Consider the following 24,509-nt stretch of genomic DNA (forward strand, 5'->3'; position numbering starts at 1 on the left):
TTACTTGGTTAATTGTTGATTTTGGGCGATCTCGTGATTTTTGATGATTTCATAAATGTAAGCAGCATACGCAAGTAAAAACCCACTTAATTCATTAAACACATCATGGTAAGAATTTATAGGTGCATCAGAATTGATTTTAATTTCGAGCAATAAAATCAAGTTTTCATATTTCCCAGTGCCAAAATGAGATTCAATAAATTCTTTGTGCGCAACGTCATATTTCCCGTTGTTGAATAGAGCCGAGTCCTTCATTACTTTTTCAATGAAGCGTGTTTTGTCAGTCACTATCCCATGATTGTGAACAATGATATGTCTTAGTTTTTCTATTAAGGTTAGGTATATCTTTGCATTTATTCCAAGGGCATTTTTTGCTTCGATTTTTGAAAGTTCAGGATATAGCAAGCGGAGTCTGGTTAGTATGCTGCTTGGTTTATTCTTTTTATGCTCTACCCTGCTTTGATACCACTCAAAGTCTTTAGAGGGCAACTCAAGCAAAGTTATTTCCCCGAAGTCACTCATTGGCCATGTCTCGTTGTTAGTAAAACCAAGATATGCGTAAACTTCCTCTAGAAAGTCTTCGAACGCTTCATAGGTTTCTGCTAGTAACCAGCAGAATTGTTTGTTTTTTCTTAATAAGATATTTAGTTTTAGATCCTCAACATTGTGTTGAGAACTTCCATACGGCATCAATTGACCATTGACCAATTTCCTATAGGTCGTAACATATAATGCAGATGGTAGAAATTTTAGTTCAGGGGAATTTTTTGCGATATCTTCCTGCCTGCGTAATTCATCGAATTCTTCCTTTGATGCACCTTTGACTATCATTTGAGTTATTTCAATTTCTGAAGATTTCTCAAAATATTTTTTTGCGATGGTTTCTAAGTTCATACAACTTCCTTAAATTTGGACTTGGTAAATTGTTATTTTATTATAGGTATGTTCTTATGCCACTTTTCTATTTAGTTATTTGGGCTAAGGTCGAGAATGTCTGAAAGAAATTATCTCAATCGAAAAGAATTTGCAGAGAAACAAGGGTTCTCACCGGCATACGTTTCTAAGCTTGGAAAGCTGGGGCGGCTGGTGCTCAGCGAAGACGGCAAGATGGTAGATGTACAGGCGACTGCGGATCTGCTAAAAAGGAGCGCCGACCCCAGCAAGGTTGCTGTCGCCCAGCGACATGAGCGTGATCGCGTTGAGCGAGATGTAAAGCAATTCACCAAACCTCATGCGCCTGATATTCCCGAAGCACCATTTATTCCCCCAGCGCCGAACGACGACCAGGACAACTTCCAGAAAGCCCGCGCCAAGCGCGAGCATTACTTGTCGCTACAAGCTGAGAACGAATATTTAAAACAGATCGGCCAGCTGGTCGAGCGCGACAAAGTCGAGGCTGCTGCTTTCAAACTTGCCAGGCTGCAGCGCGATGTAATGATGGGTCTGCCAACAAAGGTCGCCCCCATTCTGTCGTCGATGACAGACTCATGGGAGATCGAGAAAACCATGCGTGAAGCGATCAGAAAAGCCTTAGCGGATCTGGCAATAATGGCTGAGCAAGACTTACAAACATCAATGGACTAGTCTGCTGTGTCACTTTAGTGAGTGCAGACGTCTGCACTCACTAAAGGAACGCACCCATGCCTGCAGTCTATGACGGAGGCCTGGCTTACCGTACACAGTACGCAGCTGGGCTTACACCAGATCAACCGCTTTGGATTGATGTCTGGTCAAATGAATACATGCGTATTCCACCCGAAAACGGCGCTGAACCAGGCAAGTATAGTAGTGACAGAACCCCATACGCTGAAGAAGTAATGAAGTGCCTATCGCCCGAACATCCTTGCCGTCGAGTTGTTGCCAAGGTCGCTTCGCAATTGATGAAAACGCAGGTTGCCTTGAACTGGATATGCGGAAGCATCCACCAGGCACCCGGCAATATGCTGGTATTGCTACCATCACTCAGCCTGGCTAAACGTGTCAGCGGTCGTATCGACAAAACGATCAATGCTGTTCCGGTGGTCAATGCATGTGTGGCGGCACCAAGAAGCCGCGACAGCAGAAACACAATTGACACCAAAGAATTCAAGGGCGGCACGCTCTATATCACCACCGCTGGCAGTGCAGCCAATCTGGCAGAGATACCAGCCCGTTATATTTATGGTGATGAAGTCGACCGATGGGAATTGAACGTCGATAAGGAAGGTGATCCGATTGAACTGGCAGAGGCACGCACCAGCACCTTCGGTCGCAATGCAAAAATTTACTACACCAGCTCGCCGACGCTTGAAGGGTCCAGCCGGATTGATGATCTCTACACCGTCAGCGACCAACGGCATTACTATGTTCCATGCCCACATTGCGAACATTTGCAAGAGCTAGTTTGGGAGAATCTACGCTACGACGATGACTACCGATATGCCTACTATAAATGCGCAGAATGTGATTGCGTCATAGAAGAACATCACAAGACTGCCATGCTGGCAGCAGGGAAGTGGATCGCAAGCGCACCAGGTGACGGTAAAACGGTCGGCTTTCACCTGTCGACCCTCTATGCCCCAGCAGGCTGGACCAGTTGGGCAGAGCTGGGTAAACAGTACGACACGGCTAAAGTCGCCCTGGATCGTGGCGATCCAGAACCGATGCAGGTTTTCTACAATACGCGCTTGGCCAAGTGCTGGGATATGGCGCAAGAACGCGCTCATGCGGACGATTTGAAGAAGCGAGCAGAAAAATATTCTCTGCGAAGCGTACCGGATGGCGTGCTGGTGATTACCGCTGCGGTGGACGTACAGGGCAACCGGCTCGAATTAAAGTTAGTCGGCTGGGGCGTGGGGCTGGAGTCCTGGGTGCTGGACTATGTGGTTATTTCAGGTGACCCAGCAGAGAAAGCCACCTGGGATAAACTGGAAGAAATCCTGCAGACTCCCCTGGTTAGATCAAGCGGTCGTGAAATGAAGATCGAGGCAACTTGCATCGATGCCGGTGACGGTAACTCTTCTGAAGAGGTGTACACATTCACCCGGCCTAAGCGATATCGCAACGTCATCGCGATTAAAGGCGCGAGTCGCCCTAACAAGCCGGTGATTGCCACCAGGCCGACAAAGCTCGATGTCAGCAAACGTGGAAAGACCATGCAGCGCGGCGCTGAGCTTTGGATAGTCGGTACTGATACAGCAAAGGACTGGATCTATAACCGTATTAAATTTGATAGTGGACCAGGCGCCATACATTTCAGTGAAGATTTATCCGCTGATTACTATGAGCAAATGACTGCTGAGCGCAAGCTGACCAGGTATGTCAAAGGTTTCAAGCGGACAGAGTGGGTAAAAGCCAAAGCGGCACGGAATGAAGCATGGGATTTGATGGTTTACAACCTGGCTGCAGCACATTTTTTAGGCTTGCATCGCTGGCGCGAGGCTGACTGGGAGCGTAAAAAGCTCCGGGTTGATCCAGATCAGCAAGACATTTTCGCACCCCAGGTTCCCCAAATTGTTAGGGATGATGACCAGGAAGAAGAGCAACCGGCGAAACCCCAAACAAGACCGAGAGAAAGCCCCAAAGTTTCGGCACCAAAATCAATACCCACACAGCAAAATCCCGGCCAAGAGTCGGGATTTGTCGTTTACCACTCTACGGATTATGACTAATGGCTGATCTCACAACATTACAAGCTTACTTGTCCAGCGCAGAAGATGCGCTCAACAAACTGATGACTGGAACGCAAGTTGTCGAATTTGACCGCTCCGGCACAAAGATTCGCTATACGCCGGCACAAGTGCCTGCGCTTCAAATGTATATCGCCAAACTTAAAAGCCAGATTGCTGCATTGGGCGGTGGTGGTAATCCGCGTCGCGTTATCTATCAATACTTCTGATCATGAAAAGACGACAAAAGAAACCGCACATACGTGCGGTGGATACTGCCTTGCCCAAAGCAACCGCAGCATTCCCCGCGCACGATGGCGCGTCACGTAATAGCCAGCAACTAGCATCGTGGCAACCGTTTGCCGGATCTGCGGATACCGATACGCTGCTGGACCTGCCTTTGCTGACCTCCCGGAGTCGTGACCTAGCGCGTAACAACGGCATTGCCGCTGGCGTGGTGCAAACCAAAGCTGATAACGTGGTCGGCACCGGACTGCGTCTGGTGGCAATGCCCGCCTGGAAGCTGCTAGGTAAAGACAAAGAGTGGGCAGAAGAGTGGTCGCGCAATACCGAATCACGCTTCATGCTGTGGGCAGAAAGCACAGATTGTGATGCCGCTCGCCAGTTGACTTTCGCTGGTCTGACTACGCTGGTATACACATCATCCTTGATAAATGGCGAAGGCTTGGCACTGCCCATCTGGGAATCAGAGGCGGGCCAAGAGTTTTCGACCCGGCTTTTTGTCTTGGAGCCAGACCGTTTATGCAATCCCAACTATTCCTTTGATACTCGGTACCGACGCGGCGGTATCGACATCAATGATTATGGCCGCTCATTAAATTACTGGATACGCACAACGCATCCGGGCGACATCTTTGCCGGGTTCTCTACACCAGGTGTTTGGGAAAAAATTCCAGCGACCACTGCATGGGGGCGAAAACGGGTGATTCACTGGGGGCGTAAAGACCGTCCAGGCATGACCAGGAGCAAGCCTATCTTTGCTGCAGTCATGCAGCAATTCAAAATGATCGACCGATATGCAAATGCTGAACTGGACTCCGCAGTTGTGAATGCCATGATCGCAGCTTTTGTCGAGACGCCCATGGAATATGAAGGTCTGGTGGCCATGCTGGGCGGAAACGAAGAGGCTGTGAAGCCTTACATGGACGACAAAGCGAGACCGCAAAACAGGGCGCGTCTCAAGAGCGGTGCGATTGTGCCTCTTTATCCCGGCGAGAAATTGTCCGCTTTCAATCCAGGCCGACCATCGGCGGGTTTCGGTGCTTTCATGGAAGCAGTGCTGCGACATATCGCCACTGGCGTGAACCTGCCGTATGAATTGCTGATGAAAGACTTCAGTAAAACCAACTACAGCAGTGCGCGAGCTGCATTGCTGGAGGCCTGGCGCTATTTCAGGTCTGAGCGCAAGGCACTGTCCGACTACTGGGCAAAGCCAGTCTACGAATTGTGGCTAGAAGAAGCCGTCAATCTTGGTCTTGTCGAAGCACCAGACTTTTACGCGAATCGTGCTGCCTACTGCCGCTGCCGCTGGATAGGTTCCGGTCGGGGCTGGGTTGATCCGGTCAAGGAAGCGCAAGCCGCCCAGATCCGCATGGACTCCGGTCTGTCAACACTCGAAGCAGAGTGCGCAGAGCAGGGATTGGACTGGGAAGAGGTGTTGCACCAGCAGGCTCGCGAAATGGCCTTGCGCAACGAACTCGGCTTGCCCATGCCATCGCAGAGCAAGCCCCGACCAGGGCAAGCTCCAGCGGGTGAAGATATGCCAGATAGCCCAAACGTTGATCCGAAAAAGGAACAGCAACCAGAAACTGAAGGGGAATTAGAGTGATGCGCTATCCACACCTATTTAGCCGTCTGTACAACACACCATTGATGTTGCACCCCGACAAGGCCAGCGTCATCGAGAACGTGTTTAGGACTTATGCAAGTGGTCTCGTTGTTGATAAGCCAGAGATCGTTGCTGCCAGCAGTTATACAGCGCCAAACGGGACAAAAAAACCTTACCAGGTTACCTCTGGTGGGGTCGGCATCATTCCGGTCATGGGAACATTGGTGCAGCGTGCCAGTGGCATGGACGCCATGTCCGGCATGACTTCTTATTCCAGTATCAATAATTTGCTTGACCAAGCCACAGCAGACCGTGATGTCAAAGGCATTTTGCTTGAAGTCGATAGTCTGGGTGGGGAAGTAAGCGGGTTATACGATTTGGCAGACGCAATATATGCAGCCCGCCAGGCTAAACCCGTCTGGACGATTGTCAATGAACAAGCGTACAGCGCAGGTTATGCAATCGCGTGTTCGGCACAAAAACTCTTTTTGCCACGCACAGCAGGTGTTGGCAGCATTGGTGTCATTGCCTTACATGTAGACCAAAGCAAACGGGACACGGCGCAGGGATACGTCTACACAGCAATCTTTGCTGGTGATAAGAAGAACGATTTTAGTAGCCATGCGCCGCTAAGCGATTCTGCCATGGCAGATTTGCAGGCTGAAATCGACCGGCTACGAATTTTGTTTGTAGATACCGTCGCCCGCAACCGTGCCATATCACCCGACCTGGTCATGTCCACTCAGGCCGGGACCATGAACCCGCAACAAGCCGTCGATGATGGCTTTGCAGACGGCATCGCCACCATGCAAGAAACCATCGCCATGTTAGAAGCAGAAGTGCAAGTTAAACCCCTCAAACCCGCGCAATTCGGCGCAACCAGAAAGGAAACTCGGATGAGTACAAATCAAGAATCGGCATTAATCAGCGCCGAAACCCAAGCAGCCATCAATCAGGCACGTACTGAAGGTCACCGCGCAGGTGCTGCTGCTGAGCGTGAACGTATTGGTGCCATCTTGCAGAGCGAAGAAAGCCAAGGCCGCGAAGCCATGGCTCAGACCTTCGCCCTGGAGACCGACATGGACGCGGCAACAGCCAAGAAACTGCTGGCAAAGTCCCCAGCAGCAGCACAAAAACCGACTGGTAATACTGACTTTAACCAGGCAATGGCGAACGTTACCAACCCTAAAATCGGGGCCGATGGCAATGGTGCTGGTGAGCAAGAGCTGTCACCGGAAGCGCAAGCCGAAGCCATGGCCCTGCGTATTCTTGGCGCGGGCAAGAAAGTGCTTCTCAAGTAACACCTGGCAGTTAAGTAGCAGACATTCTTTTTCAATTACTCATTTCCGGAGATTCACATGGATTTAAATACACAGGCAGCGATTCGCACCGATGTCTACATCCCAGATCGTCTGATTGCCGATGACGCCGATGGCATTGTCGGCAAGGGCATCATTTTGCTTGGTGGCCAGTCCTATTCGCGTGGTACGGTCCTGGGGAAAATTACTGCCAGCGGCAAATATACGCTCGCTGCCACCGCTGCAACGGATGGCTCCCAAAGTCCTAGCGTGGTCTTGGCGCAGGATTGTGACGCAACTGCCGGTGACGCAGGCGGTCTGGGCTACTTTGCAGGCACGTTTAATAGTGCGGCGCTGACAATTGGTGCGGGCCATACGGTGCAATCCGTGACAGACGCGCTGCGTGGGCTGTCCATCATGGTTGTCGATACCATCGGCGGCGTGTAATTCACCTCACTTTGTTCCACTGAAAGCCTCGCCAATGCGGGGCTTTTTGTTTTCCGATATGGAGAAATAAATGCCATTCAATATTTTTAGCACTGCAGTACTGGCGAATGTTGTCGCCTATCTGCCAGCATCTCAGTCCTTCTTACTCGACCGTTACTTCACGATTGAACAACGCAGCCAAACCGAGTTAATTTCCTTCGATATTGAAGGTGGCGCGCGTCGTATGGCTCCATTTGTCTCACCACTGGTCCAGGGCAAGGTGGTGACCAGCAAGGGTTTCAATACCAAGAGCTTTGCACCGGCTTACATCAAAGACAAGCGCGTTTTTGATTCTTCCAAACCGCTCAAACGTACCATCGGTGAGCAAATCGGTGGCAACTTGTCTCCAGAAGATCGTACGCAAATCAACCTGCGTACAGAGCTGGAAGATCAGATCAGTTTGATCACCCGTCGCCTGGAATGGATGGCGGCGCAAGCATTGGTGAGCGGCAAAGTGACGGTCGTCGGCGAATCTTATCCCGCTGTAGTCGTTGATTATGGCCGTAATGCTTCGCATACCATTGTCAAACTGGCTGGCTCCAAATGGTCTGACGCTGGTGTGAACCCGCTCAATGACCTGCAGGACTGGGCCTTAAGCCTGGTCTTGAAAAACTCCGGTGCAATGAGCCGTGACGTCATCATGACGGTCGATGTATGGGAAGTATTCCGCGAAAACCCGTTCGTAAAAACTCGCTGGAACTCCCTCAACAACAACCGTGCTGACATTTCACTCAATGCAGCTGTTGAAACTGGCGGCGTCTACATGGGCAGTATTGATGGTTTCAACATCTATGTCTATTCAGACTGGTATGTTGACCCGGTAGATAACATTGAAAAGCCAATGATCGCCCCTGGTACAGTCGTTCTCTGTGGCGCGCAACTCGAAGGCATGCGTGCCTTCGGTGCAATCCGTGATGAAGAGGCAGGCTTCCAGGCGCTGCCTTACTACCCTAAATCCTGGGTAGAAAAAGACCCCGCCGTGCGCTACATGTTGATGCAATCCGCACCTCTGGTAGTACCTCAACGTCCTAACGCATCCTTGACAGCAACCGTCCTTTAACCTGGAAATCCGGGCAGCAATGCCCGGAGTGAACTCATGAAAATCATTCCTTTGATTACCCTGCAAACGACCGTCAATGATCAGCGCGTGTACATACCACCAGGTGAAGCCTGCGATGTCAGCGAAGATGAAGCAGATGACTTGATCGAGCGCGGCTTTGCTGTCTTGCCTGACGGTGCGCAAAAACCTACTGGCAAAAAAAGCAACAGCAATAAATGAGCGATGGCGCAGACAACTGGCGATTGCTAGTCAAGGAAAACTTCAAGCGTCTTACTGACTATGCTGGTGCAGCAGTGGTTTTTACTGGAACCGATGGCGTAGTGCATACCACTCGCGTTATGTACTCTGAACCATCGGTGGCAGTGTTGAGCGCCATGCAAATCAGCGATGACTATGCCATTGAATATGATCCAGACGACCTGCCTGGCCTGAAGCATCGCTCGCGTATCACGGTCAAAAATATCTCTTTCACTGTCCGTGAAATTACCAACCAAACCGACGATGGCATAACCTATCGTGCAACCTTGCAAAAGGACTAAGTATGAAAACATACCGTATCAAGGCCGGTTCCTTCGTTCTGGATGATGGCAGCGTCAAGTATCCGGGCGAAGAAATCGAATTGCCGGACGATGTTGCCCGCACCCATGCGGCCCTGTTAGAAGCCCCTGAGGATGAGCGAGTAGCCTCTAAGTCCGACTATGACACCCATCAGTAACCAGATCCTCGTTGCTGCCTTGCAGTCGCTGCTTACTGCCGGTCCGGTTGGCACGAATGTCTATCGCTCTCGCGAAGAAGCCTTTCAACGTGAAGAGCTTCCAGCAATTGTGATTCGCCCTGACAACGAAGATACCAATGCCTTTGCTAACCGGGTCGATGAAAACAATTTCGTTTTCAAGATCGAAATTCACGTTCGTGGTGAAGTTTGGGACGACATTGCTGCACCTGTCGCCCTGGCAGTCAACAAGGCATTAACGTCAGATCCGGCGATTCTTACCCTGTGCAGCAGCATTCGGCGGGTCGGTACACATTGGGACGGCGCAAATGCGGATCTTACTGCCGGTGTCCAGACGGTGCGATATCACGCTATCTACCTGTCTGACAGACGCGATACGTCGCAACTGATTTAGTCAATTCAACTACCAGCAATCTCATACGCCTCGTATTCAAACGAGGCATTTTATTAAAGGAATACAATATGGCTCGCCATTTTGGTTCGGGTGTCTTGTGGGCTACGCCTATGCAAGATGCCCTTGGAAGTGCCTATGCAGCGCCTACGGCGTTTCAATTTGGCATTTTGCAGGATGTTGGCTTTGATGCCTCATTCGATGAAAAATTTCTGTACGGTCGTAACAGTTTCCCTGTTGATCAGGGGCGCGGCAAGGGCAAGATGGGTATCAAGGCGAAGTTTGCTAACATCAATATTCTGCCTTTTGCTGCTGCCTTCATCGGCCAGTCTGCCATTGACGGTTTGATTGATACCATTAACGATGAAAACGGTATCGTTTGTGCCGCCACGATAACAATTGCGCCAACTGGCGGGGCCATTTTCTTTGCAAATCTGGGCGTACGCTCCGATGCAAACGGCACTCCCATGATACGCGTGATGGCGAACCCGGCTGCAGGGCAGTACACGACTGACGGTGTGGGCGCATACACCTTTGCGGCGGCGGATGTCGGTAAAACCGTATTTATCGACTACCAGACCACCAATGCAACCGGTGGCAAAATCCTCACCATGCGCAATCAGGCCATGGGCCAGACACCTACTTTCCGTCTGGATCTGTCCATGCGGCGTGGTGGCAAGGTGCTGACGCAGTCCTGGCCGAAAGTGACGTCTAGTAAGTTGGCCATGTCCACCAAGCAGGAAGACTTCTTGATCCCAGAGCTGGATATGTCTGCCATGGCCGACGACCTGGGCAACGTCTGGAAATGGAGTTCATCCGAATGAGCACCATAAAAATACCCGGCAACGAAGTAACAATGGGTGGCAAGAAATACGTGCTGGCCCCATTGAATGCCGCTACATCCAAGCAATACCGCCCCGAAATCAAGGCAGTGTTTATCGGTTCCATGCCTGATATCGAGTTCGTATCTAAGCTTGCGCATGCCAGTCTGTTGCGCAATTACCCCGATATCACACTCGAAGAAGTCGAAGTGATGGTCGATTATGGCAATCTTTTCGAGATATGGGAGACGTTGTTGAATGTATCCGGTTTGGTTGCGCAAGCGGGAAACATGGCGCGGAGAGTGCAGGAACAGATGACGGCGGCGGGCTTGATGACGCCATCGCCAACATAGTAGCCAGCACCGGCTGCACTCCGCAACAAGCCTGGAATGAATGGGACATTCCATCAATCCAGGCACAAAACAAGTATTGGCGGCTGCATCCGCCAACACACAAGCTAACTGCCTTGTACGTGGGGTATGAGCCACCAGATGAAGAGCATGAAATTGTGTCTCACAGCCCATCAGGAGAGGATGAGCAAGGTAGTCTTGAAGAGTTATTTTCGATGTTCCCACCGCCCGCAGGCTTGATCTAGGCCAGCGGGCTTTTTTATTTTGGAGTTCCCATGTCAGACAAAGCAATCGAATATGAAGTCTCGGCCAACCCTGGCCCGTTCGAGGCGGGCATGGAAAAAGTGCAGACGTCTGCAAAAAAGACAGCAAAGGACATAGAAACAAGTTATAAGGCACTGGAAGGTTCCATGCAACTGGTTTCCAATGCGTTTAAGACTGTCACCGGGCTAATCGGCACGATGACAGCAGTGATCGCAGGCGGCAAGGCATTCAAAGAAATCATCGGTGCATCGATTGAATGGAGCGGCGAAGCCAAGAAACTGTCGGTACAACTGGGCATCACTACTGAACGTGCCAGCGTCATGATGGTGGCAATGCGTCATATGGGCCTGGATAGCGAAATGGTGACCATGGCCGCTGGCAAGATGGCGAAGCAAATCGCCACCAATGGCCAGGCGTTTGAAACCTTGGGTGTTAAGGTCAAGGACACAAACGGGCAGTATCGTCCCACTCTGGACATCATGGGCGAAGTGAATGCCAAGCTCAAAGAAATCAAGAATCCCATCGAACAAAATATTGCAGGCACGCAGGCCTATGGCAAGTCCTGGAATGAAGTCAAAGGGATGCTCAAGCTCACGACAGAAGAAATCAAAGCAGCTGAACAGAAAACCAAGGATCTAGGCTTAGTGGTTGGCGATGAAGGCGTCGCACAGGCAAAGCAATACAAAGAGTCGATCAACGACATGAAGCTGGTCATGACGTCGCTGGAGGTGCAAATGGGTAACGCGCTACTACCCGCATTTGTCAAGATAGGCGGCTGGTTATCAGGCGTGGGTCCGACTGCCGGTAAGGCAATGGGGCTTGTGATGGATTTACTCGGCAACATCTTGGGTATGGTTGGCGATATCGTCATGGACCTCTGGGGGTTGTGCAAATCAGGCTTTGCTGAGATAGGCAATATCGTCAGCGAGGTCATGGGCGGCAGCGCACCTGGCGCGATGGAAATTTTCGGCAATGCTTTAAAGGTGATCGAGATCGCATTTGTCGCGTTTAAAACCGCCATCAATCTCATTATCGAGATCATCAAGGGCTACATAGAAATACTGGTGGTGCATGTCATGCGCATGGCCGACACAATTAACCATGCATTACACGGCGACTTCTCTGGGGCCAAGGCAGCATGGCAGCGCGGCACAGAAGATATTCAGGACATCGCTACAAGACATGCAAAGAAGATGGTCGAGATTGCCAGAGCAGGCAAAGAGATGGCCGACGAGATCGTCATGCGCGGCCCCAAATCGGGCCCAGAAATAAAAGACAAAAAAATTAGCGGCGGTCCGACCTATGACTTTAGCCAGCCAGACAAAGGCAGCAAAGATAAAAGTCGCATGCGCGAATGGGAAGCGAAACTGGGTGCTGACAAGGATGGCTATGCAAAACAACAGGAATTGGCTGGCACTGCGCACGAATACAGCCATGAAATGGAACGTGACTATTGGAAGAAAATACTTGACACGGTCACAATGTCGAAAGAGGAACGGGCGCAGGTTGAGAAGAAATTCTACGCAGAGAAAGCGATAATTCGTAAGGAAGCTTTCGAAGCAGAGATAGCGGGCGAGAAAGCCAGCCTAGAAAATTTCAAGCACAACCATACCGAAAGGTTGGCGATTGCTGAACGGATGTACAAAGCCAACGTCGCTCGATACGGTGCAGAAAGCAAAGAAGCGAGAGCTGCCTACGCTGAAATCAACAAAGAGCATAGAGCGATGGCTGAGCAACAGCAGGCCACCAATAAAATCATAGAGGAATCCAGGCGCAATGCGGCGTTGGCAGGCATTGATGCTGAAGAGCAGGCTTCTGAATTGGAAGTGGCATTGCACCGGATGACGACCGAGCAACTTTTGCAGAAGCAAGAGGAATTTGAAACCCGACGTTATCAGATCAAGATGCAAGCGATGCAGGCTCAGGAAAAATTGATGCACGGGCCGGATGAAGATCCGGTGGCGCTGGAACAAATGCACCAGCAAATGGAAGCGCTTGAAATGCAGCACCAGCAGCGCCTTACGCAAATACGTAATAAGGCAACGCTAGAGCAAAACCGCATGACTAGCAGCATGTACGGAAGTATTCAGTCTGGTATGGCCAGCGTGATTGCTCAGACCTTGCGAGGAACCCTGACATTACGCGGCATGCTGTCTGGTCTGTTCCAGGCAGTGACAAATGCAATTATCGATATGCTCGCAAAGCAGGCTGCAGAGATGGCCATGAATTTTGCATTGCAAAAGTTACTCGGCAAGGGGCAGGCGGTCAGCGAAATTGGCGCAAATGCTGCCGTCGCTGGTTCTGCGGCGTTTGCGTCGATTGCAGCAATTCCTATTGTTGGGCCAGCCATGGCCCCAGCGGCAGCGCTTGCTGCCTCTGCTGGTGCAATGGCCTTTGCACCAGTCGCGGCATCGGCAGCGGGTGGTTACGATATCCCTGGCGGGCTGAATCCGGTCGTGCAGACGCATGCACGCGAGATGATTTTGCCAGCGAAATATGCCGACCTGATTCGCGCCATGTCTGAGCAAGGCGCGGCAGGCAACACCAACGCAGGCCACACAATCAACTATCACGATCATTCCGGTCGCTTGACACAGGAAGATATCAGGCGCAATGCAAAGACGATTGCTGATGTTATGAAAGACCACACGAAGAGATCATGAGCGACTTAAAATTCCCCGATTTACCCGGCATCACCTGGCAGGTAAGCTGGCAACCTTCGTTCAATACGAAGATACAAACGGCAGTCAGCGGCAAAGAATACCGTGCATCATTGATGGCAAATCCGATTTATAAGCTCACTCTGAACTATGAATTTCTGCGGCACGGTGCAAAGAACGAGCTGCGGCAACTGGTCGGTCTGTTCCTCCAGACGCGTGGGGCCTTTGATAACTTCCTATACAAGTTCCCAGACGACAGTGCCGTCACTGACCAGCTAATCGGTGTAGGTGACGGCAAGACCAAAATCTTCCAGCTTTCTCGAAGTTTCGGCTCGGCATTCAGTGAGCCGGTGCAAAACGTCGATGTCGTGACTAACATCAAGGTGGCCGGGGTTGTAAAGACAGGCGGCTACACGGTGTCAGAGAGCGGCCTAGTGACATTCGCAGCCGCACCTACCGGGGATGTTAGCTGGTCGGGTTCCTACTTCTACCGGGTCCGCTTTGAGCAGGACTCGCAAGAGGTCGAGCAGTTCATGAAGGATTTATGGTCTGCCAAGAAAGTCCAGCTCATCGGCAGCTTAGGGAGACGTATATGAGGCCAGCCAGCGAACAACTGATTGCATTGCTCAACAGTCAGCGTTTTGTCACCTGCAACCTGTTCACTTTCACGCTGATCACCGGCGTGGATTATCGCTGGACGGATGCCGATGTCGATATCCCGGTAGGCGACCATGTCTTCAGTAGCACAGGCCCGGCGATCAGCGGGGCCAAGTACCGGCTGGTGCGCGGCATGCAAGTGAGTGACCTGCAGCTCAGTGTCCTGGTCAAGCCGACCGACCTGGTGGGCGGTGTGCCGTGGTTTTTGGCGACCCGGTCCGGCGCTCTAAAAAATTGCCACGTCCGCATCGATAAGGCGTTTATGCAGGATTGGGGTAAGCCTGCAGAAAGCCTGGTGATTTTTGAAGGGGACGTGACCGAAAGCTATGACACTGACCAGGAAGTCGTCCTGACGGTGGCTTCAGATGCTAAGCGCTTAAATACAAGCATCCCCCGGCAGATATTCCAGCCAGGCTGCATGCGCACTCTGTACGATTCAGGCTGTGGTGTCGATAAGGTTGCGTATAGCTTTGAAGGCACAGCCACGACCGTGCCTAACCGGCACAGCTTTACCACCAGTCTGGGCCAGCCTGACAACTACTTTGCATTCGGCGAGATCATTTTCACCAGCGGCGACAACAGTGGCGTGCGGCGCTCGGTCAAGGGCTATGTGGCAAACAAGATCGAGCTGTCCTACCCGTTGACGTTTGACCTGCAGGAGGGCGACACCTTCACGATCCGCGCCGGTTGCGACCGGACAAGGGGCGAGAATGGCTGCGCCAAGTTCGCCAACGTTGACAATTTCCAAGGCACGCCATACGTGCCACCGCCGGAGTCTGCAATATGAGCCTGAGCGAAACACAAAGAGCGGCTATAGTGGCCGAGGCAATGACCTGGTCAAACACCCCGTATCACCACCAGGCGAGCATTAAGGGTGCGGGAGTGGATTGCATCATGCTGATTGTGGAAACCTACAGGGCATGCGGTCTGCTGCCTCCTGAGTTGGACCCACGGCCATACACGTCTGACTGGCATTTGCATCGCAATGATGAAGTGTACCTGGGCGGGGTCGAGCAGTTTTCAGAGCCGACAAATACACCCCTGCCTGGTGACGTTGTGCTGTTCCAGTTCGGGCGCTGTGTTAGCCACGGCGCTCTTGTCGTTGCATGGCCCTTGGTGATTCATGCATATCAAGAAAACCGTTTTGTCGTGCAGACGGACGTTAGCAAGAGCGATGCTCTGATGTCCCGGCTGCGCGGCTTTTACACACTGAAAGGATAGTTATGTCCGGTTTGTTTGGCGGCGGCCAGGTGCAAAGCTCGACCCCTGTAATCTCGTCGATGCAGATTCAGACCTCCTGCTATGGCCGTCCAGTTCCATGGGTGTTTGGTCAGCAGCGGGTTGCACCTAACCTGATTCATTACGACGACTTTACCGCCATTCCGCACACCCACAGCCAAAGCGGTGGCAAGGGGGGCGGCGGTAACGACACGACAGATTACTCGTACTCGGTTGCGCTGCTGCTGGCCCTGGGGTCTGGTGAGATCGCCAGCATCGGGCGCACATGGAAAGACAAAAAACAATCCACTCTGGCCGACCTGAAGCTGGATTTTTATGACGGGTCAGCTACGCAATCATCATACCCGTACTTTGTGACCAAGCACCCAGAAAAGGCACTGCCGTATCGTGGCCTTGCTTACGTCGCATCCGGCGCGTATGACCTCGGCACGTCGGCAACCCTGGGCAATCATACGTTTGAAGTGCAGGCACCCGGCAGCATCAGCTCAAAGTTTCAAGGCAGTGAGGTGCATGATGCCGACATCGTGGATGTCATCACGGCCATATTGACCGATACGAATCAGGGCATAGGCTTGCCGCCTGAGTCAGTCGGCGACCTAGAGCAGTTTAGGACCTATTGCCTGGCGAATAGCCTGTGGGTCAGCCCGGCATACAATGAGCAGCGCGGCGCGTTTGACTATATCCGCAACTTGCTGACGATAGGCTTTGCTGATGCCGTGTATTCTGGCGGCGTCTTCAAGATCGTGCCTTACTCAGATGTCCCGGCCACCAGTACGCTGGCCACCTATGACCCGGTGCTTACGCCTTTGGAGCTGACAGAGGATGACTTCCTGACAGGTGGCGGCGAGATTATTAAGATCAGCCAGAAGCCTAGCGATGAAGCGTACAACAAGGTGCAAGTCAAGTTTGCCGACCGCGCCAACGATTACAACGACAACATCGCGACGGCCAGCGACGATGCCGACATCGAGCTGCACGGCCTGCGGGCCAAGGACGTGGTCGAACTGCATGAGATTGCCGATGCGGCGGTCGCACAGAAGGTAGCCGACTTCATCCTGGCCCGGTCGCTGTATGTGTTGAACACCTATGAATTCCGGCTGTCCTGGAAGCATGCCCGCATTGAGCCGATGGACGTGCTGCTGCTGACCTACGTGCCTAAGTACCTGGATCAAACCCCGGTGCTAGTCGTTGAAGTCAATGAAAGTGAGGATGGGGTATTAAGCATCCTCGCTGAAGATTACCCGATGGGGGCAAATCGCAGCAGCACAAAGCCAGTGCCAGGCACGGGCAGCTCCAACATTAACTATGCGGTGCAGCCAGGCGATGCCAATGCGCCAGTGATGTTTGAACCACCTGCGCGGCTGACCAACAACACCCCGCAAATATGGCTTGCCACTTCAGGCGGGCAGAATTGGGGCGGCTGCGTGGTCTGGGCTTCGACCGACGACACGACCTATCAAAAAATAGGCAGCGTCAAGGGTAGCGCCGTTCACGGCGTTTTATCTGCTGGTCTGGAAGTTGGGGCGGCCCACGATGCCACAAACGCGCTGAGCGTGGATTTAAGCGTATCCAAGGGTGTTTTGAAACATGGGACAAGCCAGGCAGCGCAAGACCTGCTGACAGCCTGTTACGTCGATGGTGAATACATCGCGTACAGCAACGAAACTTTGACCGGCGCGAATGCCTACCGACTGACAGGCCTGGAGCGTGGCGCGTATGGCGTCGATATCGCTGCCCATGCATCCGGTGGCAAGTTTGTATTTCTGGATGCCAGCGTCTTCAAGTACAACTACCCCAGGGAGTGGTCGGGCAAGACAATCTGGATCAAGCTGGCCAGTTACAACCAGTTCGGCAATAGTGTGCAAGACCTGTCTAAAGTCACGGCTTACCAGCACACCATCAACGGTGCGCCGGTGACAGTCGCCACAACCCTGCGCACCTCGCCCTTGGTGTTTGGGATACGTGTTGACTGGACCTTGCCACCAGGTAGTGCTGACTATTTGCAGGCGACAGAACTCTGGTACAGCGCAAGCCAGAGCAGGGCCAATGCAAGCTTGCTGGTTAGCCTGGCTAGTCCCCAGGCCAGCCATACACTAACTGGCTTGAAGGCAGGCCAGATACTGTATTTCTGGATACGCTTCATTGATAAGCTGGGTAACGTCGGTAACTTTTACCCGACCGGCAATGGTGTTATGGGGCAGTCGAGTATCGATGCAGATCAGATACTTGACTACCTGGCCGGGCAGATCGGCAAGACGCAGTTGGCGATTGATCTGCTGACGCCAATTGAAAAGATCAAGCAGATTGATCTGCTGCAGAAACAGGTTTTCGATATTCAAAGCACCGTGTTCGAAATACCTGCAGGCGCAGACTTAAGGGAGATGATCGCCCAGCAAGCAGACCTAGCCAGCAAGAGTGATGCCCTGGCAGCGACCCAGCTTGTCGCCCTGGCCAGCGCCGACAAGTCGCTGTCAGCAGCCCGGACGCAGCTTATATCGCGCCTGGCTGATGCCAAATCTAGCATCGTGGATTTACAGGTTTCCCTGGTCGATAAAACGCAGGCGCTGTCGCGTAACATCACCACGGTGCAGAGCCAGTTCGCCGGTAATCTTGCCCTGGTACAGTCAGCACAGAATACGCTGACAACAAAGACCAATGCAATGGCTACTAAAATCGATACGGTGGAAGCCACGGTCGGTCAGAACAGTGCGGCCATCCAGATCGAGGCAACGGCGAGGGCGTCTGCAGATGCTGCCCAGGCACAGACCGTCATCACATTGCAGGCATCGGTGAATAACAGTCTGGCGATTATCCAGACGGCGCAAACCACCCAGACAACCGCCACAACAGCGCTATCGACCCGTATCGATACGCTGCAGGCGTCTGTCGGTGCCAATAGCGCGTTGATTCAAAATGAACAGACGGCAAGGGTCAACAGTGAAGCCAGCATCGCACAAAGCATCACAACTCTGCAGACTGCTTACGGGTCTGTGAGTTCAGCAATACAGTCTGAAGCAACGACAAGGTCCGATGCAATCGGCGCAGTGTCCCGGCGTGTCGATACGATAGAGTCCACGGCCAACGGCGCATCGTCTTCAGTGCAAACTATGAGTACGGCTGTTTCTACGATCAGCGGCAGCTTGTCGGCCATGCATACGATCAAGACGCAAGTGTCTGCCGGTGGCCATACTTACCTGGCAGGCATTGGCGTAGGGGTCAGCAACGAGACTGGCGTGATTGAATCGCAGATACTGCTATCAGCGAACCGGGTGGCCATCATTGATGAGTCCAGCGGCACGCTGTCTGTGCCGTTCGTGGTGCAGGGCGGCCAGGTGTTTATCCGTGACACTTTCATCGGCAATGCAACGATCACCAGCGCCAAGATTGCTAACTTATCAGTGCAATCTGCGCATATACAGGATTTGACTGTAGGTGAGAACAAAATCACAGGCAACTCGGTGACCGAGGCCGACGACTTTATGTCAGGCGCATCTGATGGAACCAGCTTTGTAGTGACGGCCACGTCGAAGGTGATGATCATTGCTTCATACCTTGCCAACTATATCGGCAACTCTGACAGGGGGCATTTTGGTTTCGGTGTGCGCGGCCAGTTCGTCACTGATGTGGCCGTGTCGTATTACACATCGGGTGGTGCATCAACAGTCAGTATTTCCGGCACGTTGGGGCCAGGCACATATCAACTGCAAGTATCTGGAGGGCAGTTGACAGATGCCACGATCCTGCGATGTTTTATTTTGAAAGTGAAAAAATGACAGACAACGGCGAAGTGTCATTCTATGACCAGACCGGGCGCATCACAATGACTGGTGCGCTTTCACCCGCAACACTGGCGCACTATGAATCGATAGGGGCGTCGTATGTAGCAGGTATTTACGACACGGCACTGTACTTTGTTCAGGGTGGCACGATCGTGACGCGTCCAGCATCACCAGCCATCCTCGTTGACTTTGATCTGGTTGACGTGCACATCGGCTCGGTGGTCCGTATCAACAAGACCGATTATGTGGCCGACTCCGATACCGTGCATTTAAGCCTCACGTATCCGGGCGACTACGACGTGACTGTGCTGGATTTTCCGTATCAAGACGCAGTGTTCAAGGTGACCAAGATATGATTATTCAGCACACCGAAGATTACAAGACCCTGCGCAAAGCAGAGTATCCACCAGTCGAGCAGTTAGGCGATGCGCTGTATTGGCAAAGCCGTGGTGACAATTCCAAAATGGAGGCGTATCTTTCAGCGTGTGAGGTTGTAAAGAAGAAATATCCAAAACCTGACTGAATTTATTTAATCTATAAAGGATGCTTCAATGAAACGATTTTTGCCAATGATACTTTTGACAGTTGTAACCACCATGGTTTCTTCAACAGAAACGAAGCCTCTCCAACTGCCAGAAGATAGCCAGAAAAATACTGCTGAAGCAAAACCCTTGGACCGAGGTCCTGTATTTGTTAAGGGGGAGATAACTGTCAAGAAGGATGGTGAGGAATCACTGAGAGATTCTGAGAGTGAAAAAGTTAAAGCGAAAAAAGAATCGGATTTAGTTTGCTACACGTTTTGGCTGATGATTTTTACCGCGTTGCTTTTCTCTGTGACTTTTCTTTTATGGTTTGCTACTTATCGTCTTAGCAGGGATGCTAGGTCGACTGGTGATCGACAGGCTTCAGATATGAATCGGTCACTTGAAATCGCTGAAAATTCCGTTAAGTTGGCTAGGGATGAATTCATCGCATCGCATCGTCCAAAGTTGATTTTGCGAGATGCAACCAGTAAGCAGGATATGGGTGCTCCAATTTTCGTTAGATACATAATCGCAAATATCGGAGAATCAGATGCAACTATAGTCACTGGTGCACTTAGCGTTCATTTTTTTAAAGGGTATCAATTTGGGCCGGACAATTTGCCAGAGCTGAATAACGGAGATAGCAACATAGATCCTTTAGTAATTAAAGCCGGTGAACAGTATTCGCTGCAATACAATGCGTCCATAGGATGGGCAAGTAACAACGATACCGGTACCATTTTCAGCGAGGGTGAATACGGGCTGTTTTTTTCAGGTCAAATTGTCTATGCAGATAGTCGAGGAACGCAACGTCGTACCGGTTTTAGAAGAAAATATATTTCCGGCCAGCATAGGTTTCTGACTACTGAAACTGGTACACATTACGAGTATCAAGATTAATTTGTAGTAAACACTGACTTTGCTTTAGAAGTTTCCCGGAAAGCCGCTATTAGCGGCTTTTTTTACGCCCATTGAATAGGAATACATCATGATTTATTCAGGCATCCAACACAGCACTACTGACCAGATAACGGGCGCACCGGCAGCGTTTCATGTGGTCGGCACCTATACCGTTGATCTGCGCAGCAAGTTGACCATCGCGGTCATCCTGGCCTTTTTTAACCAGGATACCTATTTCGGCAAGAAAAATCCCTTGTTCCAGACGACTGCCACCATCAAAGCCGTACCACCCAGCGACATGGACCCGGTCACCTGGATTTATGAACACCTGGTGCAAGTCGTCGAGAGCGAAACAAACAACGTGTTTGCAAATGCAACCTTGATCGATGCTGAGGTTTAAATGAACTGGTACAAACTAGGATTAGTCGCACTCACAAACGGCAGCAACATCGTCGCCGGCACGGGGACCGACTTTATCAGTAACGTGCGGTCGGGCAGCATCTTCTGCGGCCCGGATGGAAAGTTTTACGAAGTGGCGGCGGTGGCCAGCTCGGTGTCGTTGACGCTGGCGCTGCCATATGCTGGCGCGTCTGCAGCGCTGGCCACATACGCCATCGTGCCGACTCAAGGCTACATTGCCGACCTGGCCAAGTCAGCGACAGACTTGCTCAATACCTTTGGCGCATTCCGCGATGCCTACGTGTCCGGAGAGCTGAATGGTAAGGGGCTGGAACTGAAAGGCATTCTGGCGGGGCCAGAGGACCTGCCAGCCAGCCCGGCCATTGGCGACGCGTACCTGGTCGGTTACAGCATTTATGTCTGGAGCGGCGCGGCCTGGACGCATTCGTCGATCCGGGGCGCAACCGGCGACAAGGGCGACAAAGGCGACACAGGCAGCATCACGCCAGAGCTGCAGGCACTGCGCGACTCTGCCTTGACAGCATCACAAACGGCTGCGCAAACAGCAAACACCTTGAGCGCGGCCCTGACGGCGTTTTCGAGAGTCTTCCTTGGTAATCGCCCGAATGACCCTACGACAGATGCGCAGGGCGCGGCATTACTGGAAGGCGCTGAATACTTCAATACCGTCACGCGCAAGATCAGGCTCTACAGCAATGGCGGCTGGGACGACGTCGACGGCGCTGTGCAACTTGCGACCGGCAATGCAGCTATCAGTGCCACTAATGCTGCGATCAGTGCCACCAATGCGGCCCGGTCGGAAGCGACAGCCCTTGATGCGCAGCAGATCGCCGCAAACAAGGCTGCATTGATCAGTAGCACCTTGATAGACGTGACTACACAAAAGGACATTGCCGTCGCCAAAGCCAGCGAAGCGCAAGGCGCTGCCGGTGCTGCTGCAGAAAGCGCCGCGCTGGCACTACAGGCAGCGCAGACAGTCGTTACGGGTAACGTAATCACGTCGGTCAATGGCCATGTTGGCGCTGTCGTTCTAAAAACTACGGACCTGGCCGATTACATTGATCCGGTCGGTCTCTCTATCGTCTTCGGGAGTTAATGGTATGAGTTTTAACGAAAAGGTTCTGATCGTCGGGACTGTGGACACGGAAATTTATTTATGTCCGGCCACATTCTCCGGCTCCATGCACGGCCTTGTGTTTTCCAATATCACTGGGGCCGACGTTACTGTCGCGCTGAAACACTACTCGCAAGCCAGCGGGCAAATTACCGTGTTTGCCAATGCCTTAAAAGTCGCGGCTAACACCCCATTGGCCTGGCCTAAGCCGATTAATCTGGTCGCCGGTGACAAGCTGATCTGCGCGGCCAGTGCCGCCAATGCCGTCACCGTGCTGTCGGCTGTCTATCTCGGTAGTTCGGCCCCGGCTGCTGCAGGCCTGACGCCTCGCGGCACGTATACAGATCAAGCCAGTTATGTTCTCAATGACGTGGTGACACTTGCCGGGACATCGTATATCAACGTCGCGCCCTGCATCGGTGTTTCCCCCCCTGCTGCAAACTGGATGATCCTTTCGCTGAAAGGTGAAAAGGGTGACCAGGGCTTGCAAGGTATTCAAGGTGTGAAAGGAGATGCAGGGTTACAAGGTATCCAAGGTGTGAAAGGCGACACAGGAAGTGCACCATCAACAGATGTGGTTGCTGAGGGCGCTACAAACAAGTATTTTACGGCCCCGCGAGTTTTGTCTACTGCGCTGGCTGGTCTAAGCGTAGTTACAAACCAAGTTATAGCGGCAACAGATACTGTTCTGCAAGCAATCGGTTATTTACAAAAGCAGATCAGCGATGCAGTTACCAGCATTGCGACAAAACAAGCCAATCTGGTTTCAGGAACCAACATAAAAACCGTGAACAGCACTAGCTTGTTAGGTGGCGGCGACGTGGTAGTTGGATATGCAAATATTCCCCAAAACAGTCAAAGCGCGGCTTACACTTTAACTGCGGCGGATGCAAACAAACATGTTCTACATCCCTCTGCGGACACCACTGCACGCACGGTCACTATTCCAGCCAATAGCGTGGTCGCCTTCCCAATTGGGACAGCAATCACATTCGTGAACCAAGCATCTGCAGGTGTGCTAACGATTGCTATCACGTCTGACGTGATGCGCCTGGCTGGTACTGGAACAACTGGTAGCCGAACGCTTGCTGCCAACGGCTTGGCGACGGCGCTTAAAATTACATCGACGGAATGGATCATTTCCGGCGCGGGGCTGACATGAGCGCCATGATGCAGCTCATGCTGGCAGGCAAGGGGAAAACGACTGTCTCAGGTTCGCTTAGCGGAGCAGGGGCTTTGACAATTCCACCGGGCGTAACCCGAATAGATTTTAATGGGCAAGGTGGATCGGGTATCAGCCCGACAATGACGGGTACACAAAGCTTCTATAACTCTTATACGGGTGGTGGGGTAGCAGTAGGTAATGTGGACGGTCTTCCTGATTCTACTGCCAATGACGTCACCCCTCTCAACGGTAGCAGTCACACTTGGTATAAATACAGCGGTGACGTAAGCAAGACTTACTATAATTTTACCGGGGTAAACGATAGTACTTATCCGTATTATCTATATCTTAAAAACTATTCATCTGCGGTTACAGGCCCCAGTACTACGGCAACTTTTGAGAGCAATACCCAACTTTGGCCGGGTACGAATTTCTCAGGCTACCCGGTGACTGAGGATAAAACTATGACTGGGCTTTCTGGTGCCGGCGGATCGTTAAGTTACAACGTCGCTGGCGGGACTACTTTACTTTATACATACACGTACTGATACCTACTTATATGAAATACGCAAAGTTAAATGAAGATGGAACGTTCGATAACGAAATAGGGCCAGGGAATATTGAATGGGACGCTACCCATTTTTGTTCTGCATCCAACCTGACCGAGCTCGAAGCCGCGACATTTCGTGTGGTCCCACTATTTGAAACTGATCCACCAAAAATCAATGAGTATCAGCTCGTAGAGCGTGATGGTGCCGAGAAAGTTGGCGGGCAATGGCGCTACAAATGGAAAATTGTAGATATCACTGATCCAGCAACTATTGCGCAAATAGACGTAAAAAAAGCTGCAGCAATCCGTGAATCAAAAAAAGCGCAACGCCAAGCAATCGTCGATGCCATCACGGTTGTCGTCGGCGAAAAGGTATTTGATGGTGATGAGGTAAGCCAGGGGCGCATGGCCCGTGCACTGATTGCGCTGCAATTTGCAAATCTGTCCTCTACAAAGTGGACGTTGGCGAATAATGAAACTGTATCTGTAACGGTGCCTGAGTTATCCCAGGCATTGATACTCTCGGGTCAACGTCAAACAGATATCTGGGCTTTGTCCTGATAGCTTTTTAACGCTGGTCTGAGTCAACGCAACCCGCCATT

General features: G+C 51.7%; 27 protein-coding genes. 26 read left to right on the top strand and 1 reads right to left on the bottom strand.

Translation table 11 applies throughout. The features are described from left to right. Nucleotides 1–894, bottom strand: a complete 894-nt coding sequence (locus ACO0LM_RS10475; protein ID WP_423036826.1) for a hypothetical protein — start codon at nt 892–894, stop codon at nt 1–3. Nucleotides 895–990: 96 nt separating this feature from the next. On the opposite strand from ACO0LM_RS10475, the gene ACO0LM_RS10480 reads away from it, so the two are divergent. The 26 genes from ACO0LM_RS10480 (at nt 991) to ACO0LM_RS10605 (ending at nt 24,468) form a co-directional block, all read left to right on the top strand. Next, complete coding sequence (locus tag ACO0LM_RS10480) at nt 991–1,584, top strand: hypothetical protein (protein WP_423036828.1); 594 nt, start codon at nt 991–993, stop codon at nt 1,582–1,584. Between the two features lie 56 nt (nt 1,585–1,640). Then, nucleotides 1,641–3,650, top strand: coding sequence for a phage terminase large subunit family protein (locus ACO0LM_RS10485; RefSeq protein WP_423036830.1), 2,010 nt, complete (start codon nt 1,641–1,643; stop codon nt 3,648–3,650). Then, entirely contained in the window at nt 3,650–3,877 is a 228-nt protein-coding gene (gene gpW, locus ACO0LM_RS10490; protein ID WP_423036832.1) for a gpW family head-tail joining protein, read from the top strand. Before ACO0LM_RS10485 ends, gpW begins: the two co-directional genes overlap by 1 nt. Before the next feature lie 2 nt (nt 3,878–3,879). Next, complete coding sequence (locus ACO0LM_RS10495; protein ID WP_423036834.1) at nt 3,880–5,496, top strand: phage portal protein; 1,617 nt, start codon at nt 3,880–3,882, stop codon at nt 5,494–5,496. Next, nucleotides 5,496–6,797 (top strand): S49 family peptidase, encoded by a 1,302-nt coding sequence (locus ACO0LM_RS10500; RefSeq protein WP_423036836.1) that lies wholly within the window; start codon nt 5,496–5,498, stop codon nt 6,795–6,797. Before ACO0LM_RS10495 ends, ACO0LM_RS10500 begins: the two co-directional genes overlap by 1 nt. Before the next feature lie 57 nt (nt 6,798–6,854). After that, complete coding sequence (locus tag ACO0LM_RS10505; protein WP_423036838.1) at nt 6,855–7,241, top strand: head decoration protein; 387 nt, start codon at nt 6,855–6,857, stop codon at nt 7,239–7,241. A gap of 70 nt (nt 7,242–7,311) precedes the next feature. Continuing rightward, nucleotides 7,312–8,340, top strand: coding sequence for a major capsid protein (locus ACO0LM_RS10510; protein ID WP_423036840.1), 1,029 nt, complete (start codon nt 7,312–7,314; stop codon nt 8,338–8,340). 36 nt (nt 8,341–8,376) lie between these two features. After that, entirely contained in the window at nt 8,377–8,559 is a 183-nt protein-coding gene (locus ACO0LM_RS10515; RefSeq protein WP_423036842.1) for a hypothetical protein, read from the top strand. Next, nucleotides 8,556–8,879 carry a hypothetical protein gene (locus ACO0LM_RS10520; protein WP_423036844.1) on the top strand — a complete coding sequence of 108 codons (324 nt, stop codon included), beginning with the start codon at nt 8,556–8,558 and terminating at the stop codon, nt 8,877–8,879. Before ACO0LM_RS10515 ends, ACO0LM_RS10520 begins: the two co-directional genes overlap by 4 nt. 2 nt (nt 8,880–8,881) lie before the next feature. Continuing rightward, the gene (locus tag ACO0LM_RS10525; protein WP_423036846.1) at nt 8,882–9,055 is read left to right on the top strand and encodes a hypothetical protein; all 174 of its coding nucleotides are present in this window, start codon (nt 8,882–8,884) and stop codon (nt 9,053–9,055) included. Further along, nucleotides 9,039–9,467, top strand: coding sequence for a hypothetical protein (locus ACO0LM_RS10530; RefSeq protein ID WP_423036848.1), 429 nt, complete (start codon nt 9,039–9,041; stop codon nt 9,465–9,467). The genes ACO0LM_RS10525 and ACO0LM_RS10530 overlap by 17 nt, the downstream gene beginning before the upstream one ends. Nucleotides 9,468–9,535: 68 nt before the next feature. Next, nucleotides 9,536–10,288 carry a hypothetical protein gene (locus ACO0LM_RS10535; protein WP_423036850.1) on the top strand — a complete coding sequence of 251 codons (753 nt, stop codon included), beginning with the start codon at nt 9,536–9,538 and terminating at the stop codon, nt 10,286–10,288. Continuing rightward, complete coding sequence (locus ACO0LM_RS10540) at nt 10,285–10,638, top strand: hypothetical protein (RefSeq protein ID WP_423036852.1); 354 nt, start codon at nt 10,285–10,287, stop codon at nt 10,636–10,638. The genes ACO0LM_RS10535 and ACO0LM_RS10540 overlap by 4 nt, the downstream gene beginning before the upstream one ends. A 272-nt stretch (nt 10,639–10,910) precedes the next feature. Further along, entirely contained in the window at nt 10,911–13,562 is a 2,652-nt protein-coding gene (locus ACO0LM_RS10545; RefSeq protein WP_423036854.1) for a hypothetical protein, read from the top strand. Continuing rightward, the gene (locus tag ACO0LM_RS10550; protein ID WP_423036856.1) at nt 13,559–14,155 is read left to right on the top strand and encodes a DUF2460 domain-containing protein; all 597 of its coding nucleotides are present in this window, start codon (nt 13,559–13,561) and stop codon (nt 14,153–14,155) included. The genes ACO0LM_RS10545 and ACO0LM_RS10550 overlap by 4 nt, the downstream gene beginning before the upstream one ends. After that, nucleotides 14,152–15,003, top strand: a complete 852-nt coding sequence (locus ACO0LM_RS10555; protein ID WP_423036858.1) for a DUF2163 domain-containing protein — start codon at nt 14,152–14,154, stop codon at nt 15,001–15,003. The genes ACO0LM_RS10550 and ACO0LM_RS10555 overlap by 4 nt, the downstream gene beginning before the upstream one ends. After that, on the top strand, nt 15,000–15,437 hold the full coding sequence (locus tag ACO0LM_RS10560) for an NlpC/P60 family protein (RefSeq protein ID WP_423036860.1): 438 nt from the start codon (nt 15,000–15,002) through the stop codon (nt 15,435–15,437). Before ACO0LM_RS10555 ends, ACO0LM_RS10560 begins: the two co-directional genes overlap by 4 nt. 2 nt (nt 15,438–15,439) lie before the next feature. Further along, nucleotides 15,440–19,228 (top strand): phage tail tip fiber protein, encoded by a 3,789-nt coding sequence (locus ACO0LM_RS10565; RefSeq protein ID WP_423036862.1) that lies wholly within the window; start codon nt 15,440–15,442, stop codon nt 19,226–19,228. Beyond that, nucleotides 19,225–19,590, top strand: coding sequence for a hypothetical protein (locus ACO0LM_RS10570; protein WP_423036864.1), 366 nt, complete (start codon nt 19,225–19,227; stop codon nt 19,588–19,590). The genes ACO0LM_RS10565 and ACO0LM_RS10570 overlap by 4 nt, the downstream gene beginning before the upstream one ends. Next, nucleotides 19,587–19,757, top strand: coding sequence for a hypothetical protein (locus tag ACO0LM_RS10575; RefSeq protein ID WP_423036866.1), 171 nt, complete (start codon nt 19,587–19,589; stop codon nt 19,755–19,757). The genes ACO0LM_RS10570 and ACO0LM_RS10575 overlap by 4 nt, the downstream gene beginning before the upstream one ends. 28 nt (nt 19,758–19,785) lie before the next feature. Next, nucleotides 19,786–20,658 (top strand): hypothetical protein, encoded by an 873-nt coding sequence (locus tag ACO0LM_RS10580; RefSeq protein ID WP_423036868.1) that lies wholly within the window; start codon nt 19,786–19,788, stop codon nt 20,656–20,658. 88 nt (nt 20,659–20,746) lie between these two features. Next, nucleotides 20,747–21,058 (top strand): hypothetical protein, encoded by a 312-nt coding sequence (locus tag ACO0LM_RS10585; RefSeq protein ID WP_423036870.1) that lies wholly within the window; start codon nt 20,747–20,749, stop codon nt 21,056–21,058. Beyond that, nucleotides 21,059–22,174: a hypothetical protein gene (locus ACO0LM_RS10590; protein WP_423036872.1), complete on the top strand. Its 1,116-nt coding sequence runs from the start codon at nt 21,059–21,061 to the stop codon at nt 22,172–22,174. Between the two features lie 4 nt (nt 22,175–22,178). Further along, nucleotides 22,179–23,354, top strand: a complete 1,176-nt coding sequence (locus ACO0LM_RS10595; protein ID WP_423036874.1) for a hypothetical protein — start codon at nt 22,179–22,181, stop codon at nt 23,352–23,354. Next, complete coding sequence (locus ACO0LM_RS10600) at nt 23,351–23,905, top strand: hypothetical protein (protein ID WP_423036876.1); 555 nt, start codon at nt 23,351–23,353, stop codon at nt 23,903–23,905. Before ACO0LM_RS10595 ends, ACO0LM_RS10600 begins: the two co-directional genes overlap by 4 nt. Before the next feature lie 11 nt (nt 23,906–23,916). Next, on the top strand, nt 23,917–24,468 hold the full coding sequence (locus ACO0LM_RS10605; RefSeq protein WP_423036878.1) for a DUF4376 domain-containing protein: 552 nt from the start codon (nt 23,917–23,919) through the stop codon (nt 24,466–24,468). Nucleotides 24,469–24,509 lie beyond the last annotated feature (41 nt).

The sequence above is a fragment of the Undibacterium sp. Di26W genome (assembly GCF_049340265.1).
In the GTDB taxonomy this organism is placed as follows: Bacteria; Pseudomonadota; Gammaproteobacteria; order Burkholderiales; family Burkholderiaceae_D; genus Undibacterium.

Bases quoted from the DNA above. Each gene is read 5' to 3' on its own strand.
- ACO0LM_RS10475 (WP_423036826.1), bottom strand. From the start codon at position 894: ATGAACTTAGAAACCATCGCAAAAAAATATTTTGAGAAATCTTCAGAA.
- ACO0LM_RS10480 (WP_423036828.1), top strand. From the start codon at position 991: ATGTCTGAAAGAAATTATCTCAATCGAAAAGAATTTGCAGAGAAACAA.
- ACO0LM_RS10485 (WP_423036830.1), top strand. From the start codon at position 1,641: ATGCCTGCAGTCTATGACGGAGGCCTGGCTTACCGTACACAGTACGCA.
- gpW (WP_423036832.1), top strand. From the start codon at position 3,650: ATGGCTGATCTCACAACATTACAAGCTTACTTGTCCAGCGCAGAAGAT.
- ACO0LM_RS10495 (WP_423036834.1), top strand. From the start codon at position 3,880: ATGAAAAGACGACAAAAGAAACCGCACATACGTGCGGTGGATACTGCC.
- ACO0LM_RS10500 (WP_423036836.1), top strand. From the start codon at position 5,496: ATGCGCTATCCACACCTATTTAGCCGTCTGTACAACACACCATTGATG.
- ACO0LM_RS10505 (WP_423036838.1), top strand. From the start codon at position 6,855: ATGGATTTAAATACACAGGCAGCGATTCGCACCGATGTCTACATCCCA.
- ACO0LM_RS10510 (WP_423036840.1), top strand. From the start codon at position 7,312: ATGCCATTCAATATTTTTAGCACTGCAGTACTGGCGAATGTTGTCGCC.
- ACO0LM_RS10515 (WP_423036842.1), top strand. From the start codon at position 8,377: ATGAAAATCATTCCTTTGATTACCCTGCAAACGACCGTCAATGATCAG.
- ACO0LM_RS10520 (WP_423036844.1), top strand. From the start codon at position 8,556: ATGAGCGATGGCGCAGACAACTGGCGATTGCTAGTCAAGGAAAACTTC.
- ACO0LM_RS10525 (WP_423036846.1), top strand. From the start codon at position 8,882: ATGAAAACATACCGTATCAAGGCCGGTTCCTTCGTTCTGGATGATGGC.
- ACO0LM_RS10530 (WP_423036848.1), top strand. From the start codon at position 9,039: ATGACACCCATCAGTAACCAGATCCTCGTTGCTGCCTTGCAGTCGCTG.
- ACO0LM_RS10535 (WP_423036850.1), top strand. From the start codon at position 9,536: ATGGCTCGCCATTTTGGTTCGGGTGTCTTGTGGGCTACGCCTATGCAA.
- ACO0LM_RS10540 (WP_423036852.1), top strand. From the start codon at position 10,285: ATGAGCACCATAAAAATACCCGGCAACGAAGTAACAATGGGTGGCAAG.
- ACO0LM_RS10545 (WP_423036854.1), top strand. From the start codon at position 10,911: ATGTCAGACAAAGCAATCGAATATGAAGTCTCGGCCAACCCTGGCCCG.
- ACO0LM_RS10550 (WP_423036856.1), top strand. From the start codon at position 13,559: ATGAGCGACTTAAAATTCCCCGATTTACCCGGCATCACCTGGCAGGTA.
- ACO0LM_RS10555 (WP_423036858.1), top strand. From the start codon at position 14,152: ATGAGGCCAGCCAGCGAACAACTGATTGCATTGCTCAACAGTCAGCGT.
- ACO0LM_RS10560 (WP_423036860.1), top strand. From the start codon at position 15,000: ATGAGCCTGAGCGAAACACAAAGAGCGGCTATAGTGGCCGAGGCAATG.
- ACO0LM_RS10565 (WP_423036862.1), top strand. From the start codon at position 15,440: ATGTCCGGTTTGTTTGGCGGCGGCCAGGTGCAAAGCTCGACCCCTGTA.
- ACO0LM_RS10570 (WP_423036864.1), top strand. From the start codon at position 19,225: ATGACAGACAACGGCGAAGTGTCATTCTATGACCAGACCGGGCGCATC.
- ACO0LM_RS10575 (WP_423036866.1), top strand. From the start codon at position 19,587: ATGATTATTCAGCACACCGAAGATTACAAGACCCTGCGCAAAGCAGAG.
- ACO0LM_RS10580 (WP_423036868.1), top strand. From the start codon at position 19,786: ATGAAACGATTTTTGCCAATGATACTTTTGACAGTTGTAACCACCATG.
- ACO0LM_RS10585 (WP_423036870.1), top strand. From the start codon at position 20,747: ATGATTTATTCAGGCATCCAACACAGCACTACTGACCAGATAACGGGC.
- ACO0LM_RS10590 (WP_423036872.1), top strand. From the start codon at position 21,059: ATGAACTGGTACAAACTAGGATTAGTCGCACTCACAAACGGCAGCAAC.
- ACO0LM_RS10595 (WP_423036874.1), top strand. From the start codon at position 22,179: ATGAGTTTTAACGAAAAGGTTCTGATCGTCGGGACTGTGGACACGGAA.
- ACO0LM_RS10600 (WP_423036876.1), top strand. From the start codon at position 23,351: ATGAGCGCCATGATGCAGCTCATGCTGGCAGGCAAGGGGAAAACGACT.
- ACO0LM_RS10605 (WP_423036878.1), top strand. From the start codon at position 23,917: ATGAAATACGCAAAGTTAAATGAAGATGGAACGTTCGATAACGAAATA.